The sequence below is a fragment of the Prevotella sp. oral taxon 317 str. F0108 genome (assembly GCF_000162415.1).
Taxonomy (GTDB): domain Bacteria; phylum Bacteroidota; class Bacteroidia; order Bacteroidales; family Bacteroidaceae; genus Prevotella; species Prevotella conceptionensis.
In genome coordinates, this window is record NZ_GG740073.1 from 340,078 (window position 1) to 365,863 (window position 25,786).

Consider the following 25,786-nt stretch of genomic DNA (forward strand, 5'->3'; position numbering starts at 1 on the left):
TGCAAGGCGTGCGTAGCCGGGCATCCATAAACCTTTACGCAGAGTAAAAGGAGGAGCGTTGTTCGCTCACATTACAGCTATGGCTTTCCAAACCCAATTTTGTTTGACTATAAAACGGGTCAACGAGTTAACAAGTTAACCCATTGACCCGTTAATATTAATAAGGGTGTAATAAACAAAGCATTTCACTCCCCTCTTCGCTCATCTGAGTTGGTTTTGCTTACCTTGTGAGGTGTAATAAACAAGGCATACCACTCCCCTCTCCCCTTGGAGAGGGGCCGGGGGTGAGGCTTTTTCCTTACTCCGACTTCATGGTAACCTCAATCCTTCGGTTACTCTTGATAATGGCTTGCGCCACTTGCTGTATGTCGGCAGCCGAAAGTTGGTCTACCAACGCCTCGTAATCTGTGTGCAGGTCAATACCGTAGCGCAGGTGTTGGTACACAATACTGTTCCAATAGTCGTTGACAAGCGTTTCTTGTTGGTGAGCCTTCTTTAAGTAAGCCTTAATCTTGCGAATACTTTCGGGATTGATGCGACCTTGCGCCACGTGTGCCAACTGACGATACACGATGGGCATCAGTGCGGCGTACTTTTCAGGACCAGTTCGGAAAGCAATCTTCAACAACGAGTTGGGACGACTGTTGCAGTCTAGTTCGCCTTGCACACCCACGCCATAGGCACCGCCTTTCTCTTCGCGAATGCTGTCGGTAAAAGCGATGGTAAGCACGCGACGAAGGGCATCGAGAGCCAAGTTAGACTTGGGCGTATAGGGCAAGTTGAAGGTGTAGATGATGGTGACAAGTGCCGATGGCGTGTTCATCTTCTTGGTAAAGACATGCGTTTCGTTTACGTTGCGCACCTGCGGAAAGTTGTTGGCAAAGCTCTCTTTGCGCCCCGCTGCGGGCAACGAGGCCACATATTGGCAGAGAAGCGGGCGAAGCGAGTCGATGTTTACGTTGCCCACAAGCAACATCTTAAAGCCCGTGGCATCGGCAAAGCGTTCGCGATAGAGTTGCATAATGCGCTGATAGTTCACCTTGTTGAGGCGTTCGAGGGTCAACGGGGCGGTGCGTTCGTTGTGGCCATAGGCAATGAGCGAGAGCGAGTCGTTGTATTCTACCTGCGGATTGGCGTTTCTGTTCCTCAACATGGCCCGCCTGCGGTCGATGCTGGTGGCAAAAGCGGTGGTGTCTGTTCGCGGAGCGGTGAAGTAAAGATAAGCCAATTGGAACATCGTGGCTAGGTCTTTGCGGTTAGATTGTCCGCTGATGCCCTGCGTTTCTTGACCAACATAGGGCGAAACGCGCACATGTTTGCCTGCCAGCATCTTGTCTAAGCGGTCGGCCGAGAATGCGCCCACACCGCCATCAACGATGGCATTGGGCAGGAAAGAGAAGTTGGGGGCATCGGTTTCGGGACAAAGCGAGAGCCCGCCTTCGCCCCAAAGGCGCATGGTTATTTGGTCGGCGGCAAAGTTGGTGGGCTTGACATATACCTCGATGCCGTTGCTGAGCACAAGTTTAGTGACGCCGAAGTGTCCGTAAGGCTGCTCGCTCACAATCGTTCCGGCCTTTGGGGCATGCTCGATGAGGGTTGTGGGCAGGGGCTCTTCCTTGTATGGCTGGTAGCTATTGTCGGCTTGTGCCTGCAAAACGTATTGTTCCAATTCTTGATTGCTGGGCAATGTAAAGCCTGCCTTTTGCGGAGCAAGCACCGTTAGCACTTGATTTTCGTTAGAAATGAGCTTTCGGGCGGCCTCGTTCACCTCTTTGAGCGACACTTCGGCATCGAAACGCTTGGTTAGGGCAAGCCTTTCTTCGGGCGTTAGCAGGGGTTCGGACGAGAGAAAATGGCGAACGGCCTGCATGGCCAGCGTGCGATTACTACGTTCGTTGCGTTCGTCAAAGCGCGTTTGGGCACGTTGCAGCGCATCGGCTTTGGCGCGTTGCAGTTCGGTTGCGGTAAAACCAAAGCGGCGTGCGCGTTCGGTTTCGCCAATAACGGCACGAAACGAACCGCGTATGTTGTCTTCTTTACAGCCAAACGACAGGCTGAAAGCCTCTTTTGTCTGGGCAACGAGGAAGCTACCCGTACGCGCCGAGGCACTGAGCACGGGCGAAGGGTTGATCTGTTTGAGGGCGGTAAGCCGCTCGCTAAGCATCGCCGTAATGAGGTTTTCTATGTATCCGTCGCGCACATAGGCGGTTTGGCCCTTCTGTGCAAAGGGAGTGGCGGGGTGTTTCATGTGAAGACCCGCCAGAACAATGGGCTGTTCGCTATCCTTTTCTACGGCCACAATCATGCGTTTGTTGTCGGGCACGGGGTAATAGGTGCGCTTGGCGGGATTTTTGGGCATGGGAATGGTAGAGAACAGCTGCTTAATTTTGGCCTCGATGGCGTTTACGTCGATGTCGCCCACCACCACGATGGCTTGCAAGTCGGGGCGGTACCACTTGTTGTAATAGTCTTTGAGGTCTTGATAGGGAAAGTTGTCAACGATGTCCATCGAGCCGATGGGCATGCAGTCTTCGTATTTCGAGCCTTTAAAGATGGTGGGTTGCAGCTTTTCGTACATGCGTTGCGAGGCCATTTTCGCCCTGCGCGTGCGCCATTCTTCGTGTATCACGCCGCGCTCTTTGTCTATCTCCTTATCTTGCAGCAGCAAGTAGTGGCTCCAATCGTGGAGGATGAGCAGCACCGAGTCGACAACCGACGAGCGTTTCAGCGGCACTTGCGAGATGTTGTACACCGTTTCGTCGATGCTGGTGTAGGCATTGAGGTTGGTTCCAAACTTCACGCCGATGGTTTCGCACCACGGAACGATGCCCGGAGAAGTGCCATCGTTGCGGAAATGCTTGGTTCCGTTGAAGGCCATGTGCTCTAAGAAGTGGGCCAATCCGCGCTGGCGTGGCTCTTCGAGGATGCTACCCACGCGCTGTGCGATGTAGAAATCGGCCACGCCTGGCTCTTTGGCGTTGTGCCGAACAAAGTATGTTAGGCCATTTTTAAGCTTGCCCGTACGATAGGCAGCATCGTTTTTTAGGGGCTGCGCCAACAAAAGGGTTGGCAGAAAGAGTAATAAAAGGCTTACTTGCCTTAGAAATCTTGTTTGCATATTGGATAATGTTTTTGCTGTTTTAAACGTACGCCGATGTATGAAGGCATTTTTTAGAACCCGCCTTAAAACGTGCAGCCTATGGCCAAAGTGGCCTCGGTGCGGTGTTGGTTGTCAATCCAAGGCGAAGGCTTGGCGGTTTGGTGCCACGTGGTTTGGGCGCGAACGTAGAGGGGAAAGGGCAAATGGCGTAGGCCAAAGGCGTATTTGGCGGCCAGATGCAAGCCCCATTGCGGTGCGGTTAGCAGGTGATGCTGGCGGTAGAGATAGGCTTGCATCAGCGTTGGGGGCGTTTGTTTGTCGCTAGGCGTTGCCAATGTGGCTGTTTGGCCTGGCTCGCCGCTGCCCCATTGGTGAGAAAGTCCGCCCGTAAGGGATAGCATGGCGCGGCGACTAAGGGAGATATTGCGAGTGACGAGCAGCGAAAGCAGGTTGGTGTGCAGCTGTTGTCGCTGAACGTAGGGGTAGAGATAGGCCGACACTTGGCGGCTGTCGGCTTGCAAGGCGGCCGAGATGGTCCAATGCGCGATGCCGCCAAACAGCCTTAACCATGCTGTATAGGCTAGTTTCAGGCTGCTCCAACGCTTGTTGGATGTTTTTATGGGGTCGAAATACTCGTAAAACGAACTGCCTGTTGCTGTTTGGTTCTCGCGATAAGTGGTTTTGTGGTTGGTTAGCTGTTCGTTGGTGTACGACAGCGACAGCTGTTGTTGACTATGCGTGCGGTATTTATTCAGCACCAATTGTAGTCCAAAGTTGTCGCCCTGATGTTTGAAATGCACGATAGAATAAGGCGAGTTGCGCCCGTAAAATCCGCTTCGGTGCACCATCTGCGCACCAAGAAAGAGCGAGAACCCACGCCCCAAATTGCTTTCTGCCTGCAAGGCAAGCCCGTTTTGTTCGTCAAGTAGGGGCTGTTCGCGCGAGTCGTCGGTGTAGCCTTTGTTGCCAAACTGTTCCACTTCGCCCGTAAATGCGCCATAGTCTACAAGTGTTTTATACACCTTTTCGGTTTTTCCGTAGGTTACAAAGCGCAGACTTTCGGTGCTTCGGCCGTAAATATAGTTGGCACCCAACATCCATTTTTTACCTATTGGGGCTGCAATGCCCAGCGAAAGATTGAGTTGCATCAGGCTGTTTCGGTGGCGAAGGTCTTTGTATTTGGCGTAGTTGGCGGCGGTATAATCTACCTTTGCGCCCACGGCTAAGCCTCGCCAGAGGTCTATACCTACGGCTCCTACGAGGTTATAGGTGTCGCGATGCTTGTTGCCGGGATTGGTTAGCGAGTCTTCGGACAGGTCGAAGGGCTTGCGTTCGGGGTTGATGAACACCGAACCCAACATGTTTTTGCCCGCGAAGTTGTCGTAATCCATTCGCCCGTAAACCACCGTGCGTGGGTTAATACGGAAAAACGACTCGACCATCGCACCTGCTTGCACCACGTTGGCCGACTGGGAGTAGTCCACGAGGTCGCCTTTGGCCACGCTGCCCCTTACTTCGGCCATCGAGATATTGCGCTGATTGTAGCGTGTTAGTGCAGCTGCATTGGGCGAAGTGAGCCACGGGTTTGCCTGTTTCACGAGGTTGAAGTCGCGAAAGTGAGGAGTGGTGTCGGCTGGGAGAGCTGTCGACGTGAAGGATAGGGCGAATAAAAGGAGTGATAACACAGGGCAAATGGAGGGGTTAATGGGTTTAAAGAGGTAAGGATTAAAGGGGGATAGGGGCTGGGGTTCTAATAATTTTAGGCATCTCAGTTATTCATATTATCCTAGGGATTCTAGATATTCTAGGGATTCTAATTATCCTAGAAGTTCTAGGGGCTCTAGATATTCTTGTTATCCTAGGGCTTCTAGTTATTCTAGTTGCCCTAGGAATTCTAGGCATTCTGGTTGTTCCAGAACGCCTAGTTTTCCTAGAAAACAGCCCCCAAAGCCCTTTTTTGTTAAGCCAAGCCACGCAAGTGGCAGAGCGTTTTCAACTTGTTAATTTGTTAACTCGTTAATTTTCCAACTTGCCAATTTACTTTCCTTTAATGGAGAAAGCCTTTCTTTCGTGGAAGTCGTTGGTAGAGTTATTGGTGTCCATATATATAATATGTGCGCCATTCTTTATCGAAGCCTCGGCATCAATGCCACTGGGGTCGCCCGTAGACACGCCCATCGTGTAGCCATACACCAGCTTTCCCTTGTTTTCGGGCAGCTTTTCTGTTTCTTCTTTGTCCACGTTGCGGTAGAGCGTGTGGCCCAATTGGTAGGTAAGGAGTACGCTTCCGCCGTCTATTTCGGCAGGTAGGCGCTTGGCGTTCGCGGTCTTGTATGCAGAACTAAAAACTTCGATGCCATCGATAACCCACTCGTTAGGTATCTTTAGGTTGGCGGTCACTGGATTATGTGCAGCCCCTGGGGCATAGATAATGTTCGAGACGTTGGTGGCATAGTTGCGTGGCGTAACGCCTTGGGTTTGGAAAATGAACATGGCAGGTGACGTTACGCTAAGTGTCCAGCCATTACCTTGTCCATATTCAACAGCTTTTAGATAATGAGAAGTGGGGATAAGCTCTGATGGAGAGGGGTAATAAAGCTCATTGTCGTATCCCGATTCGGGGTCGTACATGGCATAATAGTCCTTGTTTGCATAGTTAACCGACTTAGAATAAGTCTTGGTATTGTCGATAGCACCATTAACATTCACCACAATTTGCGAGTAAGGCTGCATCACGAGCGGTCCTTGGAAATACCAAATACCATGAATACCAGGGATGTAACCTTGTCCGTCATATACCAACTTGCCGTTTTTTAGCCATTTGCTTGGTGCTTGCGAGTTGTAGGGATCTACAATACCAACGGCAAGATTGTTGATAACGGCCACCTCGCCACCATTGTTATAGAGAACGAATCCCTTGTCCATCTGGAAAAATCTACCACCATTATCAGGCTGGCAACCACCATTGTAAAGTTCTTTAATGATAATCTGGGCAGCTTTTGAGAGTTTCATTTCAAGCTTTATTTCCGTAGCGGGTGGCGATACAACTACCTTACTTTTATTGCCATTAAGGTTGAGTTTCCATATTCCATCGCCGCGTGTTGCGTTACTCCGAACATCGTATATGCCTGCTGGCACGTTGAACTCGGCCACGCCATTAGCGTTGGTTGTGGCAACAAATACTGATGCGCGTGCGTCAACAAGTTCAACCTTTGCACCTTCGTAGGGCTGAATGCTGTTTTCGGGATACTGCAAAGTTACGTTAACCTTACAGGTTTGCACAGTGTCTACCTTGTCGTCGCTGCTGCACGACAAAACCAGCAGCGCAAAAAACGCTGCTAAGAACGAATTGATAAGAATTGTTTTGCGATACATAATTGCTTATTTATTAATGAGTTTTTTAGTTTATGAGCTTGTGAGCTTGTGAGTTTATAAGCTTGTGAGTTTGTGAGCTTGTGAGTTGATGAGTTGATGAGTTTGTGAGTTGATGAGTTTGTAAGTTTGTGAGTTTGTAAGTTTGTGAGTTTGTAAGTTTGTGAGTTTATGAGAACGTTTGCCACGCTGCAACAACACATTTGGCTTAACTCCTTAACTCCTTAACTCCATAACTACTTACTCCTTTACTACTCAATTACTCCCCCCATCATATCTTCACTTTCAGCCCCAACCCATAGTAAAAGGCGGGCACATACGAGCTGCCGTAGAGCGAAGTTTCTTGCCCTGTGCGCGTAGAACGCACTCGGCTCATGGTGTTCCAGAAGTTATTGGCATAGAACATCAGCTGTACGCGGTCTCCAATCTCCTTCGTTACGCTGAAATTGGCCGAGTAATAGGCCGACAAACGTTCGGGATTCATCACGAAGGCATAGTTGGTTCGTTTCACCAGCTTAGCCAAATCGTTGAACAAAGCGGGGTCGTTGTCTTTGGCCCAAGCAAACTTTTCGGCGAAAGGGATAAGCTTATCGGGTTCTTCCCACGTGCTGTAATACTCGGGATAAACCACCATGTGCTTGTCGCGAACATCGCGTGTGTAGGGCCGTCCAAAGAAGTCGTCGCCCTTCTCCACAGCATATCCGCGCGTTCCGTTTGGCAATTCGCTTAGCGGACGGTTGTATTGATAGAGCGAACACTCCACGCGTAGCGACATGATGATACGTATGCGCGGCACGTGGGTTGTGAGTGTAATGTTGAGATTGGACTCGTGCGTGAGCGAACCGTTGCTTACCGAGGGCGACGCCGTATTGTCGGTAGAGGTTGTTCCGCTGCCGCGATAATGGCCAATATAGGTGTAAGGCTTGCCTTGGGCATTGAGCGTGCCAGCCTCCGAAGGCAATGCTGCGAAGAGCAAATCGTCTAATCCTTTGTAATAATAGTAGTTTCCATCGAGCCTAAGCGAAGTGCGCAGTGCCTTGATTGGGGCGAAATCCACAATCCATTCTATGCCGAAACGTTCGGTGGGCGACCCATTTACGTATTTGCGGTTGCTCAGATAGCCTTCCCTTTCTTTGTAAGGCAGCAGTATGGGGGTGTTGGCACCCGTGATGTCCCTCACGGTTACGATGCCTGTTTGTTGGTCGATGTGGTATTCGCGGTTGGCCGATGGGATGGGGCAATGCTCTAATGCAGCTTGCGAAGTGTACTTATAGGTGTAGGGTTTGTACACCACTACGGCTGTATATGGGTTAAATGTTTTGTGATAAAAGGCCGAAACGTTAACGCGCGTGTGGCCAATGTTGGCCTGTAAGCCAAGGTCTAGCTGGTTGGTGTACTGCCATTGCAGTTGCGGATTGTACACCGCCTGCGACGGAAAGGTGTGATAGGCATAGTAAGCTTTGTTGTCGGCCGTGCTACCAGGCGTAAATGCCAGTCGGTCTATATAGCTGGTGCGGGGGTAAAGCACTTGAAACGAGGGTAGTTTAACCGATTTTCCCCAGCCCACATGTGCCGAAAGACTTCGCATCCACGTATCGCGACCATGCCAAAACACGTAACGAAGGTTGGCGCGTGGCGAGAGGGTTGAGGCCGTTCCGTAGGCCGAACCAGCGATATGACTGATGTCGTTGCGAACGCCCACGGTCAATTCCATGTTCGAAAGTTTGCCCGTTGGTATGTTCAGACGTTCTTCGGCATAGACGGCAAGGTTGTTCAGCGTGGGCAATTCGTGGTAACGGTAGGGTCGCCATGTGGGTGTTAGGCGCGCCTTCTCGTAGTAAGTGCCGCGGCCGAGGTTGCGACTGCCGGTGTAATCGGCCCCAACCGACACCTTATTATATATGCGCGCGAACCGCTTTACCCAATCGGCCTTCAACTTAAAGGCGTAACTTAGGGGGCGACTATCGTTGAAACTGCGCATATACCAATAGCCCGTAGGCCCCAGAATGATGTCTGCCGAGGGGTGTTTGTCATAGTCGTAGGCCACGAAATAGCCTTCTTTCATGGTGTGGATGTAGGGAAGTGTAGTGGCTGAACTTGTGTGGCTGTAATTCTCGTATAGCTGATCGGCATACGAAAGCGACGATTTCAGTACCACGCTGGTGAGCCATTTGCGGTTGAGTAGCCACTCGGCCGAGAGGTTTGCGGTAAATCTGTTGTCGCGTTCTTTCTTATAACTGTCTAGTTCGCCATCGGGATCGGCCTTCGAATTATAGCCGCCCACGTTGCCCGTAAGTCCAAGTTTCAGCGTTAGGGGCATGCTTTGGCGCATCAACACGTTCATATACTGGGCTGAAAGCACGTTGCGTTGGTAGGCGGTGAAGGGCGATGTGATGTCGCCGAACGTGCGTGCGTGCTCCATTGAGAAGTTAAAGAGCCCCATTTTGCCGCCAAGGTCAACACCTTTGCTTAGTGCCAGCTGGCGTGTGTTTTGGTTTAGCTTGGCTTCTACGATGAAAGGCGACTTGCCGCTGCGCGTGTTCACCTTCACAATGCCGTTGCTTAGGTCGCCATATTCCACCGACGGCACACCCGTAACCACCTCAACGCTCTCGATGTTGGCTGTGCTAAGGGTGCGCGTACCTGCTCCGAGCGTTTCGCCGGGCGTGGCGTTGTTGTCCAATCGCACGCCATCCACCTCGATGGCCGTACCAAACGAGGCGTTACCCATCTCTCCGCTGCTGCTGCGAAGGGCAATGCGGGTGTCGCGCAGCAACGAACTGTTCCATGTTTTGCCGCCAGGAAGAAGGCTCATGATGTCGCCAAGGTTCAAAGCTTGTCGGTTGTCAAGTGCCAAGCGGTCGATGGTGTAGCTTGTTGTTGTGGCATCGCCCTTTCGTTTGGCCACCACTTCCACCTCGTTCAGTTTCAGGTTGTCGTCGTTTAGGCCGATGTCTACATGTGGCATGCCTGCCCTTACGTTCACCTTCGTGGTAAACGTGGCAAAGCCTAGGCAACGCACGGTGAGCGTTACGTTGCCCGATGGCACGTTTTTAATGGCGAAACGCCCCTTATTGTCGGTGATAGCCCACAGCTCGCACTCTTTTAGCGTAACGGTGGCATACTCTATTGGCCGCCCATCGCCTTTGCTTTTGATGGTGCCGTTCAGCAAAACGCCCTGCGCTTTGACCGTTGAGACCGCGCCCACGACAAACAAGAGGATTGCAAAACAGATTTTGAACATTCGCATTTAAAGGTTAGTTAATGCCGATGTACAGCAATGCTTTGCAAAGATAGGTATTATATGGAAAGTGGACAATACCTAAAAAAGGGGATAAAGCGGGGCAGTCGGACTTGTCTGACCAGTCGGACTTGTCGGACTTGTCGGACCAGTCGGACCAGTCTGATTAGTCTGATTAGTCTGATTAACCAAACACTCCCAGCTCCTACAACTGCCCTGCCTCCACCTGCAACACCACCCTTTCGGTTAGTCTATCCACGCCATTAGGCTGATATTCCTTTTTAAGACTAGCCCCGAAAAACCAGGCGAAGGCCTGATAAAAGCCAGCGCGGATGGGTCCAAGAAAAGCTTGGATGAGTTGATACGAAGACGAACTGGTTTCACGATACACCAATTTGATGAGCAACTTGCCCTGTGCGTAGGTTAGTTTCTTCATTCGTGGCGTGTATTCGCGTTTGATGTCGGCCTCAACACGTTTCATGTGCTCGTCGCGCGACTTCTTATCGGGCAGCGTTTGCAAGTATTCATAGGTCTCGATAATAATCTTGTTCACCTCTTTGGCAATGGGCAGCACCTTCTTTACGTTATACACAAGGCGGTTGTACTCCATTCGTTGGCGTTCGTTTTCAAACGTCAGCTGCGGATAAACATATATCTTGTTCAGTTCAACATATTGTATGCTGTCGCCCTTATCCAGCACCCTACCCACCTTTACCATCGGCACAAAGGTGGGATTATCCATGTCTACCTCCTTCTCTTCGGGGTTTACACGGAGCTGGCCGTCCTTTTGCGCCCACGAGTAGGCAACAAAAAACGACACAAAAAGTATGGCCATACAAAAGCGTTTCATTTCTTTTACGATTTATGTGCAAGTACAAAAATAAGTATTTTCTGCTTAAATATATGCCAACTACACATCTTATTTTCAGATTTTGCCTTGATTTACGCATTTTTTGTGTAAGTTTGTGCCTGATGAACGAAGACAAGAACATTATTGTGGGCTTTGATGCCAAACGCATAGTGCGTAACGGAACAGGCTTGGGAGCATACGGAAGAAACCTAGTTAACGACCTTGCAGCCCTCTATCCCAACGCACAACTGCTGCTTTATGCACCCGATGCGGGCCGAGAAGACTTGGCCCGACAGGTGAAAAGTGCGCCGAACCTGCGCATGGTGTACCCCAAGAACGCGAAAAACGCGCTGAAAAAGGCGGCGTGGAGAAGTGGCGGCATGGTGAAAGACCTGTTGCGCGATGGCGTACAGGTGTTTCATGGCTTGTCGGGCGAACTGCCCAAGGGCGTTAAACACGCAGGCATCGATGCCGTTGTCACCATTCACGACCTTATTTTTATGCGCCATCCCGAGTTCTATCATTGGTGGGACGCGCTGATTTACCGTTGGAAGTTCCACAAAACGCTGAAAGAGGCCAACCGCATTATCGCCATTAGCGAATGCACCAAGCGCGACATCATGAAGTATGGCCACTATCCCGAAGAGCGAATCAGCGTGATATATCAAAGCTGCGACACGCGTTTTCGCGAGCGAGCAACGCCCGAAAAGCTGAACGAAGTGCGCCAACGCTATGCACTGCCATCGCGTTTTGTGCTGAATGTGGGCACCATCGAGGCGCGAAAAAACGTACTGCTTGCGGTCAAGGCCATGAAGAACGTGGACAGGGAAGTGCATTTGGTGGTGCTGGGCCGCCCCACGCCTTATATCAATAAGGTGAAATCGTGGGCGGCGCACAATGGTTTGTCGGCGCGCGTGCATTTCTTGCACAATGTGCCCAACCACGACTTGCCGGCCATTTACCAGCAGGCCGAAGTGTTTGCCTATCCCTCGCGCTACGAAGGCTTTGGCATTCCTATCATCGAGGCCATACAAAGCGCACTGCCCGTTGTGGCCTGTACGGGGTCGTGCCTCGAAGAAGCGGGCGGCCCACATAGCCTATATGTGGCCCCAAACGACCATAAGGGCATGGCACAAGCCATCAATGCCAGACTGAAAGGGCAAGCAGGGCGCGACGAATCTATCAGTCGGAGCATGGAATACGTGCAAAGATTTGAAAACAAGAACGTGGCGCAACAGGTGGCGCAGTGCCTGTTTGAGAATAAGTAAGCCTAGAAAGCCAACAGCCACAGCAAGCCTAGAAAAGCTAACATCCATAGAAAACGGGCGTCGATACATGCCCAACCACCAACAATAAATGAAAAAGTGCATCATCATTGGTAGCGGACTTGGCGGCCTTTCGTGCGGACACATACTCGCACGAAACGGCTATGAGGTTACCGTACTCGAACAAGAAACGCAAGCAGGCGGCTGTTTGCAGAGCTTTGTGCGCAAAGGCGCGAAGTTCGAAACGGGCATGCACTTCATCGGAAGTGCCGAAGAGGGGCAAACTTTGTACCCCCTTTTGCGCTATCTTGAATTAGAAAACCTGCCGCTTAGCCGACTAGACACAACGGGTTACGACGTCATTTCGATGCCGCAAGGCAGGTTTGCCTTTGCCAATGGCCACGAGGCTTTTGTAGAAACGCTTGCCGCACACTTCCCCAAAGAACGGGATGGGCTGCACCGCTACCTCAATTTGGTGGAGCGGTTGGCGCAGGCGTCGCCCATAAACGGGCATCGGCCAACGCCCGAACAAATGCACTTGAAAACCGAATACCAAATGCGCGCCGTAGACGAGGTGATAAATGGCTTTACCAACGATGCCCTTTTGCGCAACGTGCTGGTAGGAAATCTGCCGCTCTATGCAGGCGAACGCGGACAAACACCTTTCTCAACCCACGCGTTCATCACCAATTTCTACAACCAAAGCGCCTTTCGCCTAGCTGGTGGAAGTGACATCATTGCCAAACGACTTATAGAAGGCATTGCACGAAGGGGCGGAAGGGTTCTCACGCGCAAACGCGTTGAACACATAACTTGCAACAACAGCAAGGCAACGGGCGTAACAACGGCCGACGGCGAACACTTTGAGGCCGACCTTGTGATAGCCGCCATACACCCAACGTTGGTGATGCACATGCTGAACGATACCAATCTTATCCGTCCCGCCTTTCGTCAACGCATGCTAAACCTGCCCAATACCAAGGGCGTGTTTACCGTTTACATCAAGTTTAAGCCGCAAGCCATGCCCTATCGCAACCACAACTTGTATGGCTATGCCGCCGATACGCCTTGGCAATGCGAACAATACACGGCCGACAACTGGCCTTGCGGTTTCCTATATGTGCACCTTAGCGATGCGCTTGCAGCCGACGAACAGCCGCCCAACACACACCAGCAGTGGGCCACTTGCGGCGAGATAATGAGCTACATGCGTTACGAAGAAGTGGAACGATGGGCCAACACGCGCATCATGCACCGCGGAGAGACGTACGAAGACTTTAAACGCGACAGGGCCGAAAGGCTTATCGATGCCGTTGAAAGGCATGCGCCAGGCTTGCGGCAAGCCATAGACTGCTACTTCACTTCCACCCCCCTCACCTACGAACAATATACTTCTACTCTGCAAGGCAGCATGTATGGCGTGGCCAAAGATGTTAGGTTGGGTTCGGCTTGTCACGTTCCAAGTCGCACACGCATACCCAACCTGTTCTTTGCAGGTCAAAACGTCAACTCGCATGGCATGTTGGGCACGCTGGTTGGTACGCTGTTAACTTGCGGCGAAGTGCTGGGAGAGAAACTAAAATTATGAACAACAACCACATTATCATCATAGGCGGCGGACTAGGCGGCCTCACCACTGGTGCGCTTTTGGCCAAAGAAGGCTGGCAAGTAACTGTGTTAGAGAAGAACCACATCGTGGGCGGAGGGCTGCAAAACTTCTCCCGTCACGGCATACACTTCGATACGGGCATGCACATACTGGGTGGGTTTCGCCCAGGACAAACGCTCCACCGCATTTGCAAGCACCTAGGCATCGTGCAAAAACTTCGCCTACTGCCCGTAGACAAGCTTTGCATGGACGAGATTTACTACGCTGCCACCAACACCACTTATCGTGTGGCCGAGGGAAAAGAAGGTTTTGTAGAGAGTTTCGCCAAGCATTTTCCACATCAGCGCACGCAGTTGCAACGCTATGTGGCGGCCCTTTACCAGCTGGCCAACGAGATAGACCTCTTTAATCTGCGCCCCACGGGCGACAGCATTCCGCAACATAGCGAGCGTTTTCTGTGGTCGGCCGACAAGTTTATCGGCCATTACATCGACGACGAACGGCTTTGCGATGTGTTGGCCTATATGAATCCTATGTATGGAGGTGTTTCGGGTAAAACGCCTGCCTACGTTCACGCCCTTATCAGCGTGCTATATATCGAGGGTACCGACCGCTTTGTGGGCGGCTCGCAGCAGTTGGCCACGGCTTTGACCGAGGTTATAGAAGATGCGGGGGGACAAGTGGTGGCCGATGCAGAGGCGGTTCGCATTGCCGTAGACAACCGAACGGCAACCGCAGTGCAAACCAAAGACGGGCGAACCTTTACCGCTCCTTATTATATAGCGGCCACACACATGGCCGAAACGCTACGCATCGTAGACAAGGGCGCGTTTACCCCTGCCTACACCAAACGCCTGAACGCCATCGACAACACCTATTCGATATTCAGCCTGTTTGTAGAACTGAAACCGCAGACCTTTCCTTACATCAACCACACGTGCTATTACCAGCACGATTACCACCACGTGTGGCACTTGGGCCATTACAATCGCGAGCAGTGGCCCTACGGAATGATGTACATGACGCCACCCTCGGCAGAACAGACGGAATGGGCTACGCACCTCATCATTAACTGCGTAATGCCTTTCTCGGCGGTGGAGCAATGGCAAGATACGCTTACGGGTAGGCGCGGAAAGCAGTACGAGGCGTGGAAAACGTGGCACCAACAGCGCATCTTGCAACGCATGGAGGAGGTACGGCCCGGCTTTGGGCAATGCGTTAAGAGCCTGTGGAGTGCCTCGCCATTAACCGTGCGCGACTATTACCACGCGCCTGTGGGTGCCATATACGGCTTTGCCAAAGACTGCCACAACCCCTTAGCCACGCAAGTGCCTGTGGCTACGAAGGTAAGTAACCTTTTGCTTACAGGCCAATGCGTAGGCTTGCACGGCATTTGCGGCGTTCCGCTGTCGGCCATCACCACGGCAGAGGCCTTAGTGGGTAGGAACAAGATAATAGAAAAGCTGCAAAACATTTAACCCAAATCGGTCGTTAGAGCCTGTGCAGATTTTGTGTATTGTTGAGCATATTGGCTGTCTTGTTCTTGAAGGCGTAGCGGGCTACGTCGAGAGAATAAGATAGGCAAGATGCCGACAAGCAAACGAAAGATGAACAGGAAGCGATGGAAAAACTAAAATAATAAGTAAGCGGTCTAACGACCGATTGGGGTTAAAGGCAGCACAACCAACAATGTTAAAGAAGAACATGAGAACAGTACTTATCATGCTGCTGGCTTTCATGGCATATCTGGGCCATGCCCAACAGCATAAGCCTTTAAAAATATGGCAAGGCACGCCCGAACACGCCGCCAGCGTAACCCTTACACCTTATATTCCGCAAGGTGCAGGGCGCGATTGCCCTGCCGTTATCGTTTGTCCTGGCGGCAGTTACCATTGGCTAGACACCCGAACCGAGGGCGACGGTGTGGCGCGATGGCTCAACAGTCAGGGCATTGCTGCCTTTGTGCTCCGCTATCGCGTGGCAGGCGTGCTGGCTTTTGTCACCCATTACCGCTTGCTTATTCGCGGACGGCAGCAGCCCGACATGCTACGCGATGTGCAACGCAGTGTGCAACTGGTGCGCGAAGGGGCATCAACATGGGGCATCTGTCCCACGGAGGTGGGCGTTATGGGCTTTTCGGCAGGCGGACATCTTGCAGTGGCCTCGGCTGCCTTTGCCGCAACCAACTATCTTGCACCGCTAGGCATCAAGCCAAAGGTGAGTGTTCGCCCCGACTTTGTGGCCGCACTCTACCCCGTTGTTACGCTTGCCGACGAGCGTTACGTGCATCGCCGCTCGCGAAAGGGCATCTTGGGCGAATGGAAAAAGACCGACAACAGGCTGAAAGACTCGCTCTCGGTGGAGCGAAAAATACCTTTCGACTGTCCGCCCGTTTTCCTTGTGCACTGCGATGACGACCCCATTGTGCATCCAGGCAATAGCTTGCTGCTCGACTCTGCCCTCACTTCAAAAGGCATTCCCCACAAATTCGTGCGTTATGCCACGGGTGGTCACGGCTTTGGTGCAAGCGATGTGAAGGGCTCAGAAGAAAGTAGGCAATGGCGAGAGGCCTTTGTTCAGTGGCTTAAAACCACAGCCCTGCCCTTGGCTAGAAACAATACCAAGTGTAAAAAACGACATGCATAGTGGCCTCACCCCCAAGGGGGTATGTCAAAATAGGCACACCCTCTCGTCTCATTTACGAGAATATGACATCATATTTTAATGCGATAGTAGGATTAGAGCGGGAAATAAATCTTTTGAAATTCATCCCTCGCCCCCTTCCTGCAGTTTATAACCTCCTCCATTTCTCTATGTCCTCACCGTACTCCTCCAGATGGAGGCACACGATGCTCTCCACAAAACTTGAAAGGTTGCTGCCCCTGTCGCCCAACCTGCGCACGATGAAGTCGGCACGCTCCTGCGTTTCCCGGTTCAGATAGACCACCTTTCGGTGCTCAGTTTTGTCGGAACAAGGTAGGTTTCGAGCGTTTCCTTTCTCTTTTTGGCACTGATGCGTCTTTGAACGGTTGCATTCTCTGTATGCTGTGCAGGTTTAGAGTGCTCGATATTCTCTATTTCTGCTTGTTTGTTGGTCCTTCTATTTCAGCAACCTCAGTCCCTTCCTGTGGAGTAGATTCGTACTCTGTTTCATTTTCTACACCCAAAAGCCATGAAAAATCTTTGTCTGTTGTCTTTGTCTTATTTTCCATTTTGCTATCTAATGTTATGTTTGACTTGTTTTGATTTCTTGCTCTCATTTTGTTCTATAACCACCATTCGTTTCTGTTCCTGTGCTTTCTGCTTCTTCTGCTCACGCATACGACTGACATGAAACACGTTGAGGTCTTTGCAGTCCTTGTAATATCGGGACATATCCTCCACCTTGAAGCCTGCCCTTACAAATTCTGGCACGGTTCTCCGCCCTGCATCGCCATTGTCAAGGAAGGCACGGATATGGGTCAGATGTTGGTCGGTCAGATAGCGGACTGCTCTTGCCACATTGCTTACGGAGTTCATCACAAGGCAGTGGTTGGTGATTTCTTCTTTCATTGAAAGAAAAGAAAGAAAATCCATAAATCCCTCAAACACACATACAGGCGGTGTCTTGTCTGTTGCGTGTTCTGATTGTTTGGTAAATATCGGAGATATGCAGGCGGTGCTGTCCGCTATCAACGGCGTGAGCAAACGAATTAAGGAAGTGGCACAGACGCACAAACCGTTGTTTGGAGATGAGCATTTCCTAACGGGCAAGGAGGTGTGCGAGCAGCTGTATATCAGTCCCCGAACTTTGTAGGACTATCGGGACAGGAGGATTATTCCCTACACGCAGTTTGCAGGAAAGATACTTTATAGGGCTTCGGACTTGGAGAAGATTCTTGAAGAGAATTATTATTTCAAGCCCATTTGAGTTTAGTATCATAATTCGATTTTAAAATACCTATTAATAGGTATTGCCTGTATAGGATTATTCCTATACCTTTACATCCAAAATCGAATTAATGATAAAAATATCACACAGCCGCATAAAGGCAATAGTAAAAGTAGCGTACTGTCTAAAAAAGACAGTACGCTTTTTTTATGAACAAAATTAAACGATGTCCGTTAATAAAATAGTAATGAAAACGTTAAAAGAAGACATAAGAAACAGGATTGTCACAGCTGCTCGCAATGAATTTATTAAAAATGGCTTTAGAAAAACTTCGATGCGAACAATTTCGGCAAAATCGGGAGTTGTCTTAGGTAATATATACAATTATTTTAAGACAAAAGATGATATTTTTTATACTGTCCTTAGACCTTTACTTATAGTCTTGGATGAAAGGATGTCCTCCTATCGCATAGAACATAACAAAATAGATAAACTTCACTTCTCTATACAAAATCAAAAAGATTTGCTGAGAGAAACGCTTAAAATAATTTTCTTATATAAAGAAGAATTAAAGTTATTACTCTTTGAATCAAAAGGTACTTCTGTAGAGTTTTTCCGTGAAAATTTTATTGAAGAACAAGTTGCAATAAGTAAAGAATATGTTGATCAAATGCAAAAAGTCTATCCACAAATACAAACAAGAATTTCGCCACTATTCTTTCGGATTTCCTCTTCCACATGGGTAACAATCATCGGAGAGATTGTCTCAAGCACAGAAATCTGCAAGGAAGAGGTAAAACAGGTCTTATCTGAATACATACGCTATAATACGGCAGGATGGCGAGAACTCATTAATCCATAAAATTATGAACAGATTATTCATCGTAACGATACTATGTTTGTGTACAACAGTTTTGTCTGCCCAAAATATATTACAGGGGAAAATCATAGATAAAGAAACAGGACTTCCCATATCTGGGGCATACATATCAATCAAAAATACAAAACAGAAAACAGTTTCTGACAAGACAGGCAATTATCAAATTGACATACCCTCAAATGGAACATGTATTGTTGAGGTTTCATTTGTTGAATATAAACGAGTAAGGCAAGTCATTGCATTAAACGGCAATATCACAAAAGACTTTTTCTTAGAATCATCAGCGAACGTCCTTAACGAAGTTGTAGTGAGAGGATCTTCCCAGCAGGCGGAAATAAACCGCATTCGGCAAAGTCCTATGGCTGTAACCGTAGTAGACGGAGCCAAGCTGCGGGGACGTTCAAGCGGTATAGAAGAAATTCTTACACGCACATCTGGCATCAAAGTAAGAAAGACAGGCGGATTGGGAAGTGCGTCGCGCATATCTGTACATGGTTTAGAAGGTAAGCGTGTCGCCGTATATATTAATGGGTTTCCACTCAACAGTCCTGACGGTTCTTTCGACATCAACGATATTCCAATAGATGTGATCAAATATATAGAGGTATACAAGGGTATTGTGCCTGCAGAATATGGAGGCGACGGATTAGGAGGAGCCATCAATATTGTGACACGGGAGGATGAATGCGACTTAGTAGGATTCACGCAGGAATTGGCATCATTCGGAACATCCAAGACACTTGCAAGTGCTCAAAAGCTTTTTGCAAAGTCAGGCATATTATTTAACGTTGCTTTCTTTAAGAATAAATCCAAGAACAACTACACGATGTCATGGCCAGTATTCGAGACAAACCTACCAGCCTCAGAGTACAGAAAAGTGAGACGAAATAATGACTATTATGACGCAGACTTCTATCATGTCGGCATTGGTTTTAGAAAGCTATACTTCGATAAACTGGATTTGGAATGCGCCTTCTACAGAAATAAAAAAGGTATACAGTCTCTTAGCTTTGATTCGCAGCATGCCTATATGAAAAGCTTTAATATAATGCCCACCTTGCATATAGAAAAAAACGACTTCATCTTTAAAGGTTTGGAAATGAAATCATCCCTTGTTATTCCTATTATACAAACGAGCCTGATAGACACAACAACAACAAGAAGACAATGGGATGGAACCATCACTCAGGCAATGGGGGAAACAGAAGATAATCTTCTTAATGAATCCCATAACCGACAATTTGAATTACGAAACAAATTTAATTTAAAATATACATTTGGACAACATACATTCAACATAAATGATCAACTTGCTCTTTCGGACTACCGTCCTAAAGATGAACGCATGAATGACTATCTCGGTTTCGATCCTAGCTCGTTTCCCAGCAAAATGATTTCAAACAATATCGGACTCAGTCATTTGTATGCCTCTTCCAATCATCGTTTTCAGAATTCCTTGACGATAAGCATTTATTATCTGAAGTCAAAGATCTTTAGAACAAGCGATGCCTTGTCGAAAGCCCAAATGAAAGATGCATCAGCTCCCAAACAGACAAGTGTGAACAAAACGTACTACGGATTTAGTGAGGGAGTGAGCTATGAGTTTTGGAAAGGCGTGAGGGGAAAGTTCTCGTTTTCACACAATGTGAGACTCCCTGACACAGGAGAACTTTTCGGTAACGGAATGAGCATCAAGCCATCAGTGAACTTACTGCCTGAAATTGGAGACAACCTGAACGTTGGAACCATCATAGATACAAGAAATGTGATGGGACTTACCCACGTGCAGTGGGAAACAAACTTCTATTACATGTATATCCAGAATATGATAAGGCTTTTCCCCGCTGATATCCGTTCCATCTACACAAACTTGGGAAAGACGAGCACGATGGGATTTGATACCGAATTGAAAGTAGACGTGACACCAAACATCTATACATATTTCAATCTTACACTACAGGACATTCGAGACCGGCAGAAATGGTTAAACGATGCAAAAGGGACGGATAATCCCACATATAATAAACATGTACCCAACATACCGTCTTTCTATTTTAATTATGGTTTGGAGTATCATGCAGAAAATTTGCTGGGGCGAAATGAACTATCTAGAATTTATATGGATGTGTCCCATGTCGGAGAATTCGATTGGGGATGGCAAATGAGCACACTGTCCGACCAGCGTAAAAAATGGATTATCCCCTCCAACGATGTGTTTACCATAGGCCTTCAACAATCCTTTTGGCACAATAACATTTCATTGAGTTTCGAAGTTGAGAACATCTTTGACAAGGAGAACTATATGGAATTCAAGATGCCACTGCAAGGACGCACTTTTAAAACAAAATTGCGTTTTAATCTGTTCCGCGACAAAACATCGGGCGGAGCAATGAGTTTGTAATATATTACCAATTTAAAAACAAATAAAATGAAACATTATTTTTTAATCGCAGCCCTTGTGTTGCTATCTCTTGTAGGTCTCACCTCATGCGGAAAGGACTCTCCGGACTTTCCTCCCTCTACAAAATCTGAAGTAGGATTTGTACACAGCGTAAACATCGGAGAAAACACATATATTAGCCTGTTCAAGGATTTGAGTGTTAGTTCACTCAATACAGACAACGCATTGGTGCTTCCGAAGGGGGCATTCACATTCGTGTATAAAAATAAGATATATGTGACAGATACAGAACACCTCTACAAGTACATCCCTAAGGATGGAATCCTTGTTCAAGAAGGAAACACCATGCTATTTCCAAGTGGTGCAAAGGCCACATACATCACATTCTTATCCGAGAAAAAAGCCTACGTTTCTTGTCTTGGATTAGGAAAGGTGTGGATTATAGATCCGTCCTCCATGACAAAAACAGGAGAAATAGATTTATCTGGCTATTCCTTGGGGAAGTTGGCTGGCGACAATAATCCTGAACCATGTGCTTCCATCATCAGAGACGGCATCTTATACGTGACGCTCTGCCAATTAAAGTCTGCCTACTCATGCGAGAAGGGGGCACATATAGCCTTAATAGATACCAAGACCGATAAGCCCATCAAAATGATTAGTGACCCTCGTGCTACAATGGCCTCCTCTATGACCCCTGCTGGGGACCCATTCGTGGACGAGAAGGGTGACATCTATTTCTATTGCGTAGCTATGTTTGGATACCAGCCTGGGGTCAAAGAAGGATTCTTGCGCATTAAGAAAGGGGAGCAAGACTTTGACAACTCATATTGCTTCACCCTTGCAGACGTAAACTTAGAAGGAGTAAAGGGGAACAGAACATCGTATGTTTATAATAAAGTGTATGGTGGAAACGGAAAGGTTTATGGATACCTTAACATTCCCGGAGCGGCAAGCAATCCACCTGACTACGTTCATGACAAATCATTTCAAGCCTTTGAAATTAATCTATACAATAAGACTTGCAAGAAGATGAATTTTTCTGGAACTGTAGGCTGGGCCACATCCATCTGCAAGTCTGGCAATAATATCATCTTCGGCATGTCAACAGACCAAGGCATGGGCTACTCTGTCTATCACATGGATGATGGAAGCTATGAAAAATTGAAGGTAAAGGTTTCTGGAGCACCCTACATGTTGCATGAGCTTAAATAGTTGCCATAAAAGATATTGGATACAAACTCAACATCTGAAAGGATGCGAACTTCTTGATTAGAAACTTTAATCTCCCTCAAAACAAGAAAAAGAGCTGTGTCGTTACTCATTATAGGGTTTGATACGGCTCTTTTAAGTGTATGTGTTCATAATCTGTAATTTCTCATGGCTGTGGTTTTAGTTTTGATACACTGTCAATTCTATTTTTATAAAAAACTTTCTTTTGCAGTAGCGTAGTAAATAATTGGAAAATATTATATATCAATAAAATTCTTAATCCTTTTTCTTTCACCGTGTTATCTCTTATTGTAGTTATGTAGTAAGATATAATCGGTGAAAGAAAAAGGAAATATAAGAAATAATCATTAGTTATTCGTGTTACCGAGCAGAAATATCGGTGTTATGGTAGTTGTCGGTCGTTGTATCCTATTGCAGGCATACTTCTGAACAAATGAGCCTCCGTACTATCCAACAGAAAGGATAGGGCAATGATTATTGGAAGCGGATAGAGCGGTGCAAACTCATAAACTCAAAAACTCACCAACTCAAAAACTCACTAACTCAAAAGCTAACTAACTCAAAAACTCACCAACTCACCAACTCACTAACTCACCAACTCACCAACTCACCAACTCACTAACTCACTAACTCAAAAACTCACTAACTCAAAAACTCACCAACTCACTAGCTCAAAAACTCAAAAACTCACTAACTCAAAAACTCACCAACTCAAAAACTCATCAACTCAAAAACTCACCAACCCACTAACTCATCAACTCAAAAACTTACCAACTCAAAAACTCATCAACTCAAAAACTCATCAACTCAAAAACGCACTAACTCAACAACTCACCAATTCTCTAACTCAACAACTCAAGAACTCAACAACTTAAATTGTTGTTTTTTTACAAAGCCCCTCTTTTTTTCGACCCATTCTAGCGAAAATATAGGTTAAAACGTAGGCAAATAGCCACCATTTCTAGCATTTCACGTCCTTCAACTTGTCTGTTTTTAAGAAAAGAACCTGCGTTTTGCACCATTTTGCCTTTCTAGATTGGTTGTCAGCCCATTATTTTTTACCCCCAATTTCCCCCTTTTAGACCCTAAAATGCCGCATTTTAATAGCCATTTTGCCCCTTTTAGCCCTGTATTTCATGGTTCGAAAGGGTTTTGTTTATACAATTACAGTGGATATTTATGCTTTTCGCCTCGCGTTTAGCGGCAAAAAGTACTGCATTTTGCACCATTTTAGCTTGCGTTTAGCACCAAAACGCACTGCAATTAGCACCAAAACGCACTGCGTTTAGCGGCATATTGCACTGCGTTTTGCACCAAATTGCACTGTATTTTGCTGCAAATGGCCCAAAATATGGTGTAAAAGACGATTCTTGGTAATAAATATTCATTCTCCCGCATCCGTGAACACCCTCCCGTTTGCACCAAAAACAACCCTCGCGAGAATCGATTTTTTGCGCCTTGGTGGGCGATTGGCGGAAAAAATCGCAGCCATAATGTTAAAACTTTTGCTGAAAAGTGGACAAGGAGAGATAAGTTGACGAGTGAGCCAGTTGATAAGTTAACGAGTGAACCAGTTGACAAGTTGACCAGTTAACGAGTTGACAAGAGTTTGAGTAGTGGAAGAGAGGTTAGGGGGTTGATGAGTATATAAGATCGGTAGTTGACGAGTAAACCAGTTAGCGAGTTGACAAGTTGACCAGTTAACGAGTTGACAAGAGTTTGAGTAGTGGAAGAGAGGGTGGGGAGTTGATGAGTAGACAAGATCGTTTGTTGACGAGTGAACCAGTTAACGAGTTGACAAGTTGACCAGTTAACGAGTTAACGAGAGTTTGAGAAGTGGACGAGTGGTTAGGGAGTTGATGAGTAGACAAGAACGTTAGTTGATGAGTTAACCAGTTAACGAGTTGACCAGTTGACCAGTTAACGAGTTGACAAGAGTTTGAGAAGCGGACGAGTGGGTGGGGAATTGATGAGTAGACAAGATCGTTAGTTAATGATTTAGCCAGTAACAAGCGGTCAATCAACAAGGCATATCACTCCCCTCTCCCTTTGGAGAGGGGCTGGGGGTGAGGCCCGTAGGAGTGAGGCTTTGTCAACTAACAGGGCATATCACTCCCCTCTCCCCTTGGAGAGGGGCTGGGGGTGAGGCCAGTTGTGGGTGGGCCAGTAGGTTTGTGGGTGAGGCCAGTTGAGGCCAGTTGAGGCCGATTGTGGCTGACCCTTTATCAATAGCTGAACGAACTGCCGCCCAAGAACTCGCGCAACAGCGACGTTGGCGGCAGCTGATGGAAAGGCATGGGTGCAAAATAGCGAAGGAACTTGCGCAGACGGTAGGCCTCAGAATACTCGTCGCTGCTCTCTGGAACTTGTTCGAGCAAGGGTTCGGCCTGCGTTTTGATGATGGCCAACTCGAAAAGCATGGCCGTATTAAACATGGCGTCGGCCTCTTCTTGATAGGGGAATATCCATTTTGTTTCGCCAGCACGTACGCTTGGCCAACGCTTAATGGTTTCGGCTGCCGACACGCCGCGATACTTGTGGTCGCGAACGATGCGGCGAAGTAGGCGATTGTCGGTGGTGGGGATGTAGTTATGGTTGTCTAGCAAGATGGTTGTTAGTGCCGAGGCATACACCTTGTACTTCTGTTCGGCTGGGATGAGAGCCGTTAGTTCGGGGTTAAGGGCATGAATGCCTTCAACAACCAAGATACTATCTTTGGGCAGATGCAGCCGTTTGCCTGTTGGCTCGCTCCTTCCTTCAACGAAGTTGTATTTGGGCATCTGAACTTCTTCTCCACGGAACAGCGCAGCCAGGTGTTCGTTAAGCAGCGGTATGTTTAACGCGTAAAGGCTCTCGTAATCGTATTCCCCATCGGCATCTTTGGGCGTATGTTCGCGATTAACAAAGTAGTCGTCTAACGAAATTTGCACGGGCCGTATGCCATTTGCCAGCAGTTGCACCGAGAGTCGTTTGCAGGTTGTGGTCTTTCCCGACGACGACGGGCCGGCCAATAGCACCATGCGCACTTCGGGCCGCGCGGCAATTTCGTCGGCAATGCGGGCAATCTTCTTTTCTTGCAAAGCCTCAGACACGTGCACAAGGTCGGCACTGAACCCATTGGCCACCGCTTTGTTGAAATCGCCCACGGTACGTATGCCTAATATCTGTTGCCAACGATGGTGTTCCTTAAATATCTCGAACATTTTGTCTTGGCGCACCAGTTCGCCCAGCTGTGCGGGGTTATGCGTGGAGGGCACGCGCAGCAAAAGACCATCGTAATAAGGTTCGAGACCGAAGAGGTGCAGCTCGCGCGTGTTGGTTAGCAGCGAGCCGTAATAGTAATCCACGTAGCGGTCTAGCTCGTAATAGGTGGTGTAGAGTGTTCCCACGGTTTCGAGTAGGCGCACTTTCGACTCGTCGCCCACCTTCTTAAACATGGCGATGGCGGCATCGGTTGTTGTTTCGTGCCGCGAGATGGGCAAGCGCGCGGCGATAATCTCTTGCATGCGGCGGCGAATTGCGTCGGCATCTTGCGGGGTTATGGGGCGTTGAATGTCGAGGTCTACGTAATATCCGTTGCTCACGGGGATGTCTATCACCACGTTGCTGTGCGGATAAAGGTCGTGAACGGCCTTGCACAGCACGAAGAACAGCGTGCGCGTATAGGCCCGTAAAGCCGAGGGCGAATGCAGGTCGAGAAACTCTACGTCTTTGTTATGATACAGGCGATAGTGCATTCCCTCGATTTTGTTATTCACCTTGGCGTTGACGGGACCGTAAGGCATATTGAGTTTTAATTCGTGAAAAACATCATAAAGTGTGCTGCCGATTTCTACCTTTGCGGTTTTTTTATTATTTTTGCATCGTATTTGTATGGATTGTTTCATGCTCAGCGACATTAAGAATTTAGCGAGTGTAAAGTTAAAGAATATATTTCAAAGTCACAACAATAAGGCACCACAAT

13 protein-coding genes and 3 pseudogenes are annotated in these 25,786 nt (G+C 48.2%); 8 read left to right on the forward strand and 8 right to left on the reverse strand.

Features of this window, described 5'->3' with window-relative positions; all coding sequences use genetic code 11:
- Window positions 1-298: 298 nt before the first annotated feature.
- From HMPREF0670_RS08040 to HMPREF0670_RS08060, 5 genes are all read right to left on the reverse strand, one after another.
- On the reverse strand, window positions 299-3,118 hold the full coding sequence (locus HMPREF0670_RS08040) for a M16 family metallopeptidase (RefSeq protein ID WP_009230666.1): 2,820 nt from the start codon (window positions 3,116-3,118) through the stop codon (window positions 299-301).
- A gap of 65 nt (window positions 3,119-3,183) precedes the next feature.
- Window positions 3,184-4,785 (reverse strand): DUF6850 family outer membrane beta-barrel protein, encoded by a 1,602-nt coding sequence (locus tag HMPREF0670_RS08045; RefSeq protein WP_044077974.1) that lies wholly within the window; start codon window positions 4,783-4,785, stop codon window positions 3,184-3,186.
- A 352-nt stretch (window positions 4,786-5,137) separates the two neighbouring features.
- Window positions 5,138-6,475: a DUF4876 domain-containing protein gene (locus HMPREF0670_RS08050; protein ID WP_157579593.1), complete on the reverse strand. Its 1,338-nt coding sequence runs from the start codon at window positions 6,473-6,475 to the stop codon at window positions 5,138-5,140.
- A 268-nt stretch (window positions 6,476-6,743) separates the two neighbouring features.
- Window positions 6,744-9,716, reverse strand: a complete 2,973-nt coding sequence (locus HMPREF0670_RS08055) for a carboxypeptidase-like regulatory domain-containing protein (RefSeq protein WP_009230669.1) — start codon at window positions 9,714-9,716, stop codon at window positions 6,744-6,746.
- Window positions 9,717-9,918: 202 nt separating this feature from the next.
- The gene (locus HMPREF0670_RS08060; protein ID WP_044077975.1) at window positions 9,919-10,563 is read right to left on the reverse strand and encodes a DUF4294 domain-containing protein; all 645 of its coding nucleotides are present in this window, start codon (window positions 10,561-10,563) and stop codon (window positions 9,919-9,921) included.
- 122 nt (window positions 10,564-10,685) lie between these two features.
- Here HMPREF0670_RS08060 and HMPREF0670_RS08065 point away from each other — a divergent pair, with 122 nt between their 5' ends.
- From HMPREF0670_RS08065 to HMPREF0670_RS08080, 4 genes are all read left to right on the forward strand, one after another.
- On the forward strand, window positions 10,686-11,831 hold the full coding sequence (locus HMPREF0670_RS08065; protein ID WP_044077976.1) for a glycosyltransferase family 4 protein: 1,146 nt from the start codon (window positions 10,686-10,688) through the stop codon (window positions 11,829-11,831).
- A gap of 88 nt (window positions 11,832-11,919) precedes the next feature.
- Window positions 11,920-13,416 carry a phytoene desaturase family protein gene (locus HMPREF0670_RS08070; RefSeq protein ID WP_009230672.1) on the forward strand — a complete coding sequence of 499 codons (1,497 nt, stop codon included), beginning with the start codon at window positions 11,920-11,922 and terminating at the stop codon, window positions 13,414-13,416.
- On the forward strand, window positions 13,413-14,915 hold the full coding sequence (locus HMPREF0670_RS08075) for a phytoene desaturase family protein (RefSeq protein WP_044077977.1): 1,503 nt from the start codon (window positions 13,413-13,415) through the stop codon (window positions 14,913-14,915). Before HMPREF0670_RS08070 ends, HMPREF0670_RS08075 begins: the two co-directional genes overlap by 4 nt.
- Before the next feature lie 226 nt (window positions 14,916-15,141).
- A complete protein-coding gene (locus tag HMPREF0670_RS08080) occupies window positions 15,142-16,083 on the forward strand; it encodes an alpha/beta hydrolase (protein ID WP_044078060.1) in 942 nt (313 codons plus the stop codon).
- A 145-nt stretch (window positions 16,084-16,228) separates the two neighbouring features.
- Here HMPREF0670_RS08080 and HMPREF0670_RS08085 read toward each other — a convergent pair.
- Together HMPREF0670_RS08085 and HMPREF0670_RS08090 are read right to left on the reverse strand one after the other, a co-directional pair.
- Window positions 16,229-16,649: pseudogene (locus HMPREF0670_RS08085) on the reverse strand (DUF3408 domain-containing protein).
- A gap of 4 nt (window positions 16,650-16,653) precedes the next feature.
- Window positions 16,654-17,088: pseudogene (locus tag HMPREF0670_RS08090) on the reverse strand (toprim domain-containing protein); the annotation flags it as partial.
- Between HMPREF0670_RS08090 and HMPREF0670_RS08095 the strand changes: the two are divergent.
- The 4 genes and pseudogenes from HMPREF0670_RS08095 to HMPREF0670_RS08110 all read left to right on the forward strand — a co-directional run bounded on the left by HMPREF0670_RS08095 (window position 17,087) and on the right by HMPREF0670_RS08110 (window position 21,804).
- Window positions 17,087-17,347 (forward strand): annotated as a pseudogene (locus HMPREF0670_RS08095) (helix-turn-helix domain-containing protein). The pseudogenes HMPREF0670_RS08090 and HMPREF0670_RS08095 sit on opposite strands and share 2 nt — an antisense overlap.
- Before the next feature lie 187 nt (window positions 17,348-17,534).
- On the forward strand, window positions 17,535-18,170 hold the full coding sequence (locus HMPREF0670_RS08100) for a TetR/AcrR family transcriptional regulator (RefSeq protein WP_009230678.1): 636 nt from the start codon (window positions 17,535-17,537) through the stop codon (window positions 18,168-18,170).
- A 4-nt stretch (window positions 18,171-18,174) separates the two neighbouring features.
- The gene (locus HMPREF0670_RS08105; RefSeq protein ID WP_009230679.1) at window positions 18,175-20,589 is read left to right on the forward strand and encodes a TonB-dependent receptor; all 2,415 of its coding nucleotides are present in this window, start codon (window positions 18,175-18,177) and stop codon (window positions 20,587-20,589) included.
- A gap of 27 nt (window positions 20,590-20,616) precedes the next feature.
- Window positions 20,617-21,804 (forward strand): YncE family protein, encoded by a 1,188-nt coding sequence (locus HMPREF0670_RS08110; RefSeq protein WP_009230680.1) that lies wholly within the window; start codon window positions 20,617-20,619, stop codon window positions 21,802-21,804.
- A 2,243-nt stretch (window positions 21,805-24,047) separates the two neighbouring features.
- On the opposite strand, the gene HMPREF0670_RS08115 is transcribed toward HMPREF0670_RS08110, so the two are convergent.
- Window positions 24,048-25,709, reverse strand: a complete 1,662-nt coding sequence (locus tag HMPREF0670_RS08115; RefSeq protein ID WP_009230681.1) for a nucleoside kinase — start codon at window positions 25,707-25,709, stop codon at window positions 24,048-24,050.
- Window positions 25,710-25,786: the final 77 nt, after the last annotated feature.

Bases quoted from the DNA above. Each gene is read 5' to 3' on its own strand.
- HMPREF0670_RS08070 (WP_009230672.1), top strand. From the start codon at position 11,920: ATGAAAAAGTGCATCATCATTGGTAGCGGACTTGGCGGCCTTTCGTGC.
- HMPREF0670_RS08100 (WP_009230678.1), top strand. From the start codon at position 17,535: ATGTCCGTTAATAAAATAGTAATGAAAACGTTAAAAGAAGACATAAGA.
- HMPREF0670_RS08115 (WP_009230681.1), bottom strand. From the start codon at position 25,709: ATGAAACAATCCATACAAATACGATGCAAAAATAATAAAAAAACCGCA.
- HMPREF0670_RS08080 (WP_044078060.1), top strand. From the start codon at position 15,142: ATGAGAACAGTACTTATCATGCTGCTGGCTTTCATGGCATATCTGGGC.
- HMPREF0670_RS08060 (WP_044077975.1), bottom strand. From the start codon at position 10,563: ATGAAACGCTTTTGTATGGCCATACTTTTTGTGTCGTTTTTTGTTGCC.
- HMPREF0670_RS08105 (WP_009230679.1), top strand. From the start codon at position 18,175: ATGAACAGATTATTCATCGTAACGATACTATGTTTGTGTACAACAGTT.
- HMPREF0670_RS08065 (WP_044077976.1), top strand. From the start codon at position 10,686: ATGAACGAAGACAAGAACATTATTGTGGGCTTTGATGCCAAACGCATA.
- HMPREF0670_RS08050 (WP_157579593.1), bottom strand. From the start codon at position 6,475: ATGTATCGCAAAACAATTCTTATCAATTCGTTCTTAGCAGCGTTTTTT.
- HMPREF0670_RS08110 (WP_009230680.1), top strand. From the start codon at position 20,617: ATGAAACATTATTTTTTAATCGCAGCCCTTGTGTTGCTATCTCTTGTA.
- HMPREF0670_RS08055 (WP_009230669.1), bottom strand. From the start codon at position 9,716: ATGTTCAAAATCTGTTTTGCAATCCTCTTGTTTGTCGTGGGCGCGGTC.
- HMPREF0670_RS08075 (WP_044077977.1), top strand. From the start codon at position 13,413: ATGAACAACAACCACATTATCATCATAGGCGGCGGACTAGGCGGCCTC.
- HMPREF0670_RS08040 (WP_009230666.1), bottom strand. From the start codon at position 3,118: ATGCAAACAAGATTTCTAAGGCAAGTAAGCCTTTTATTACTCTTTCTG.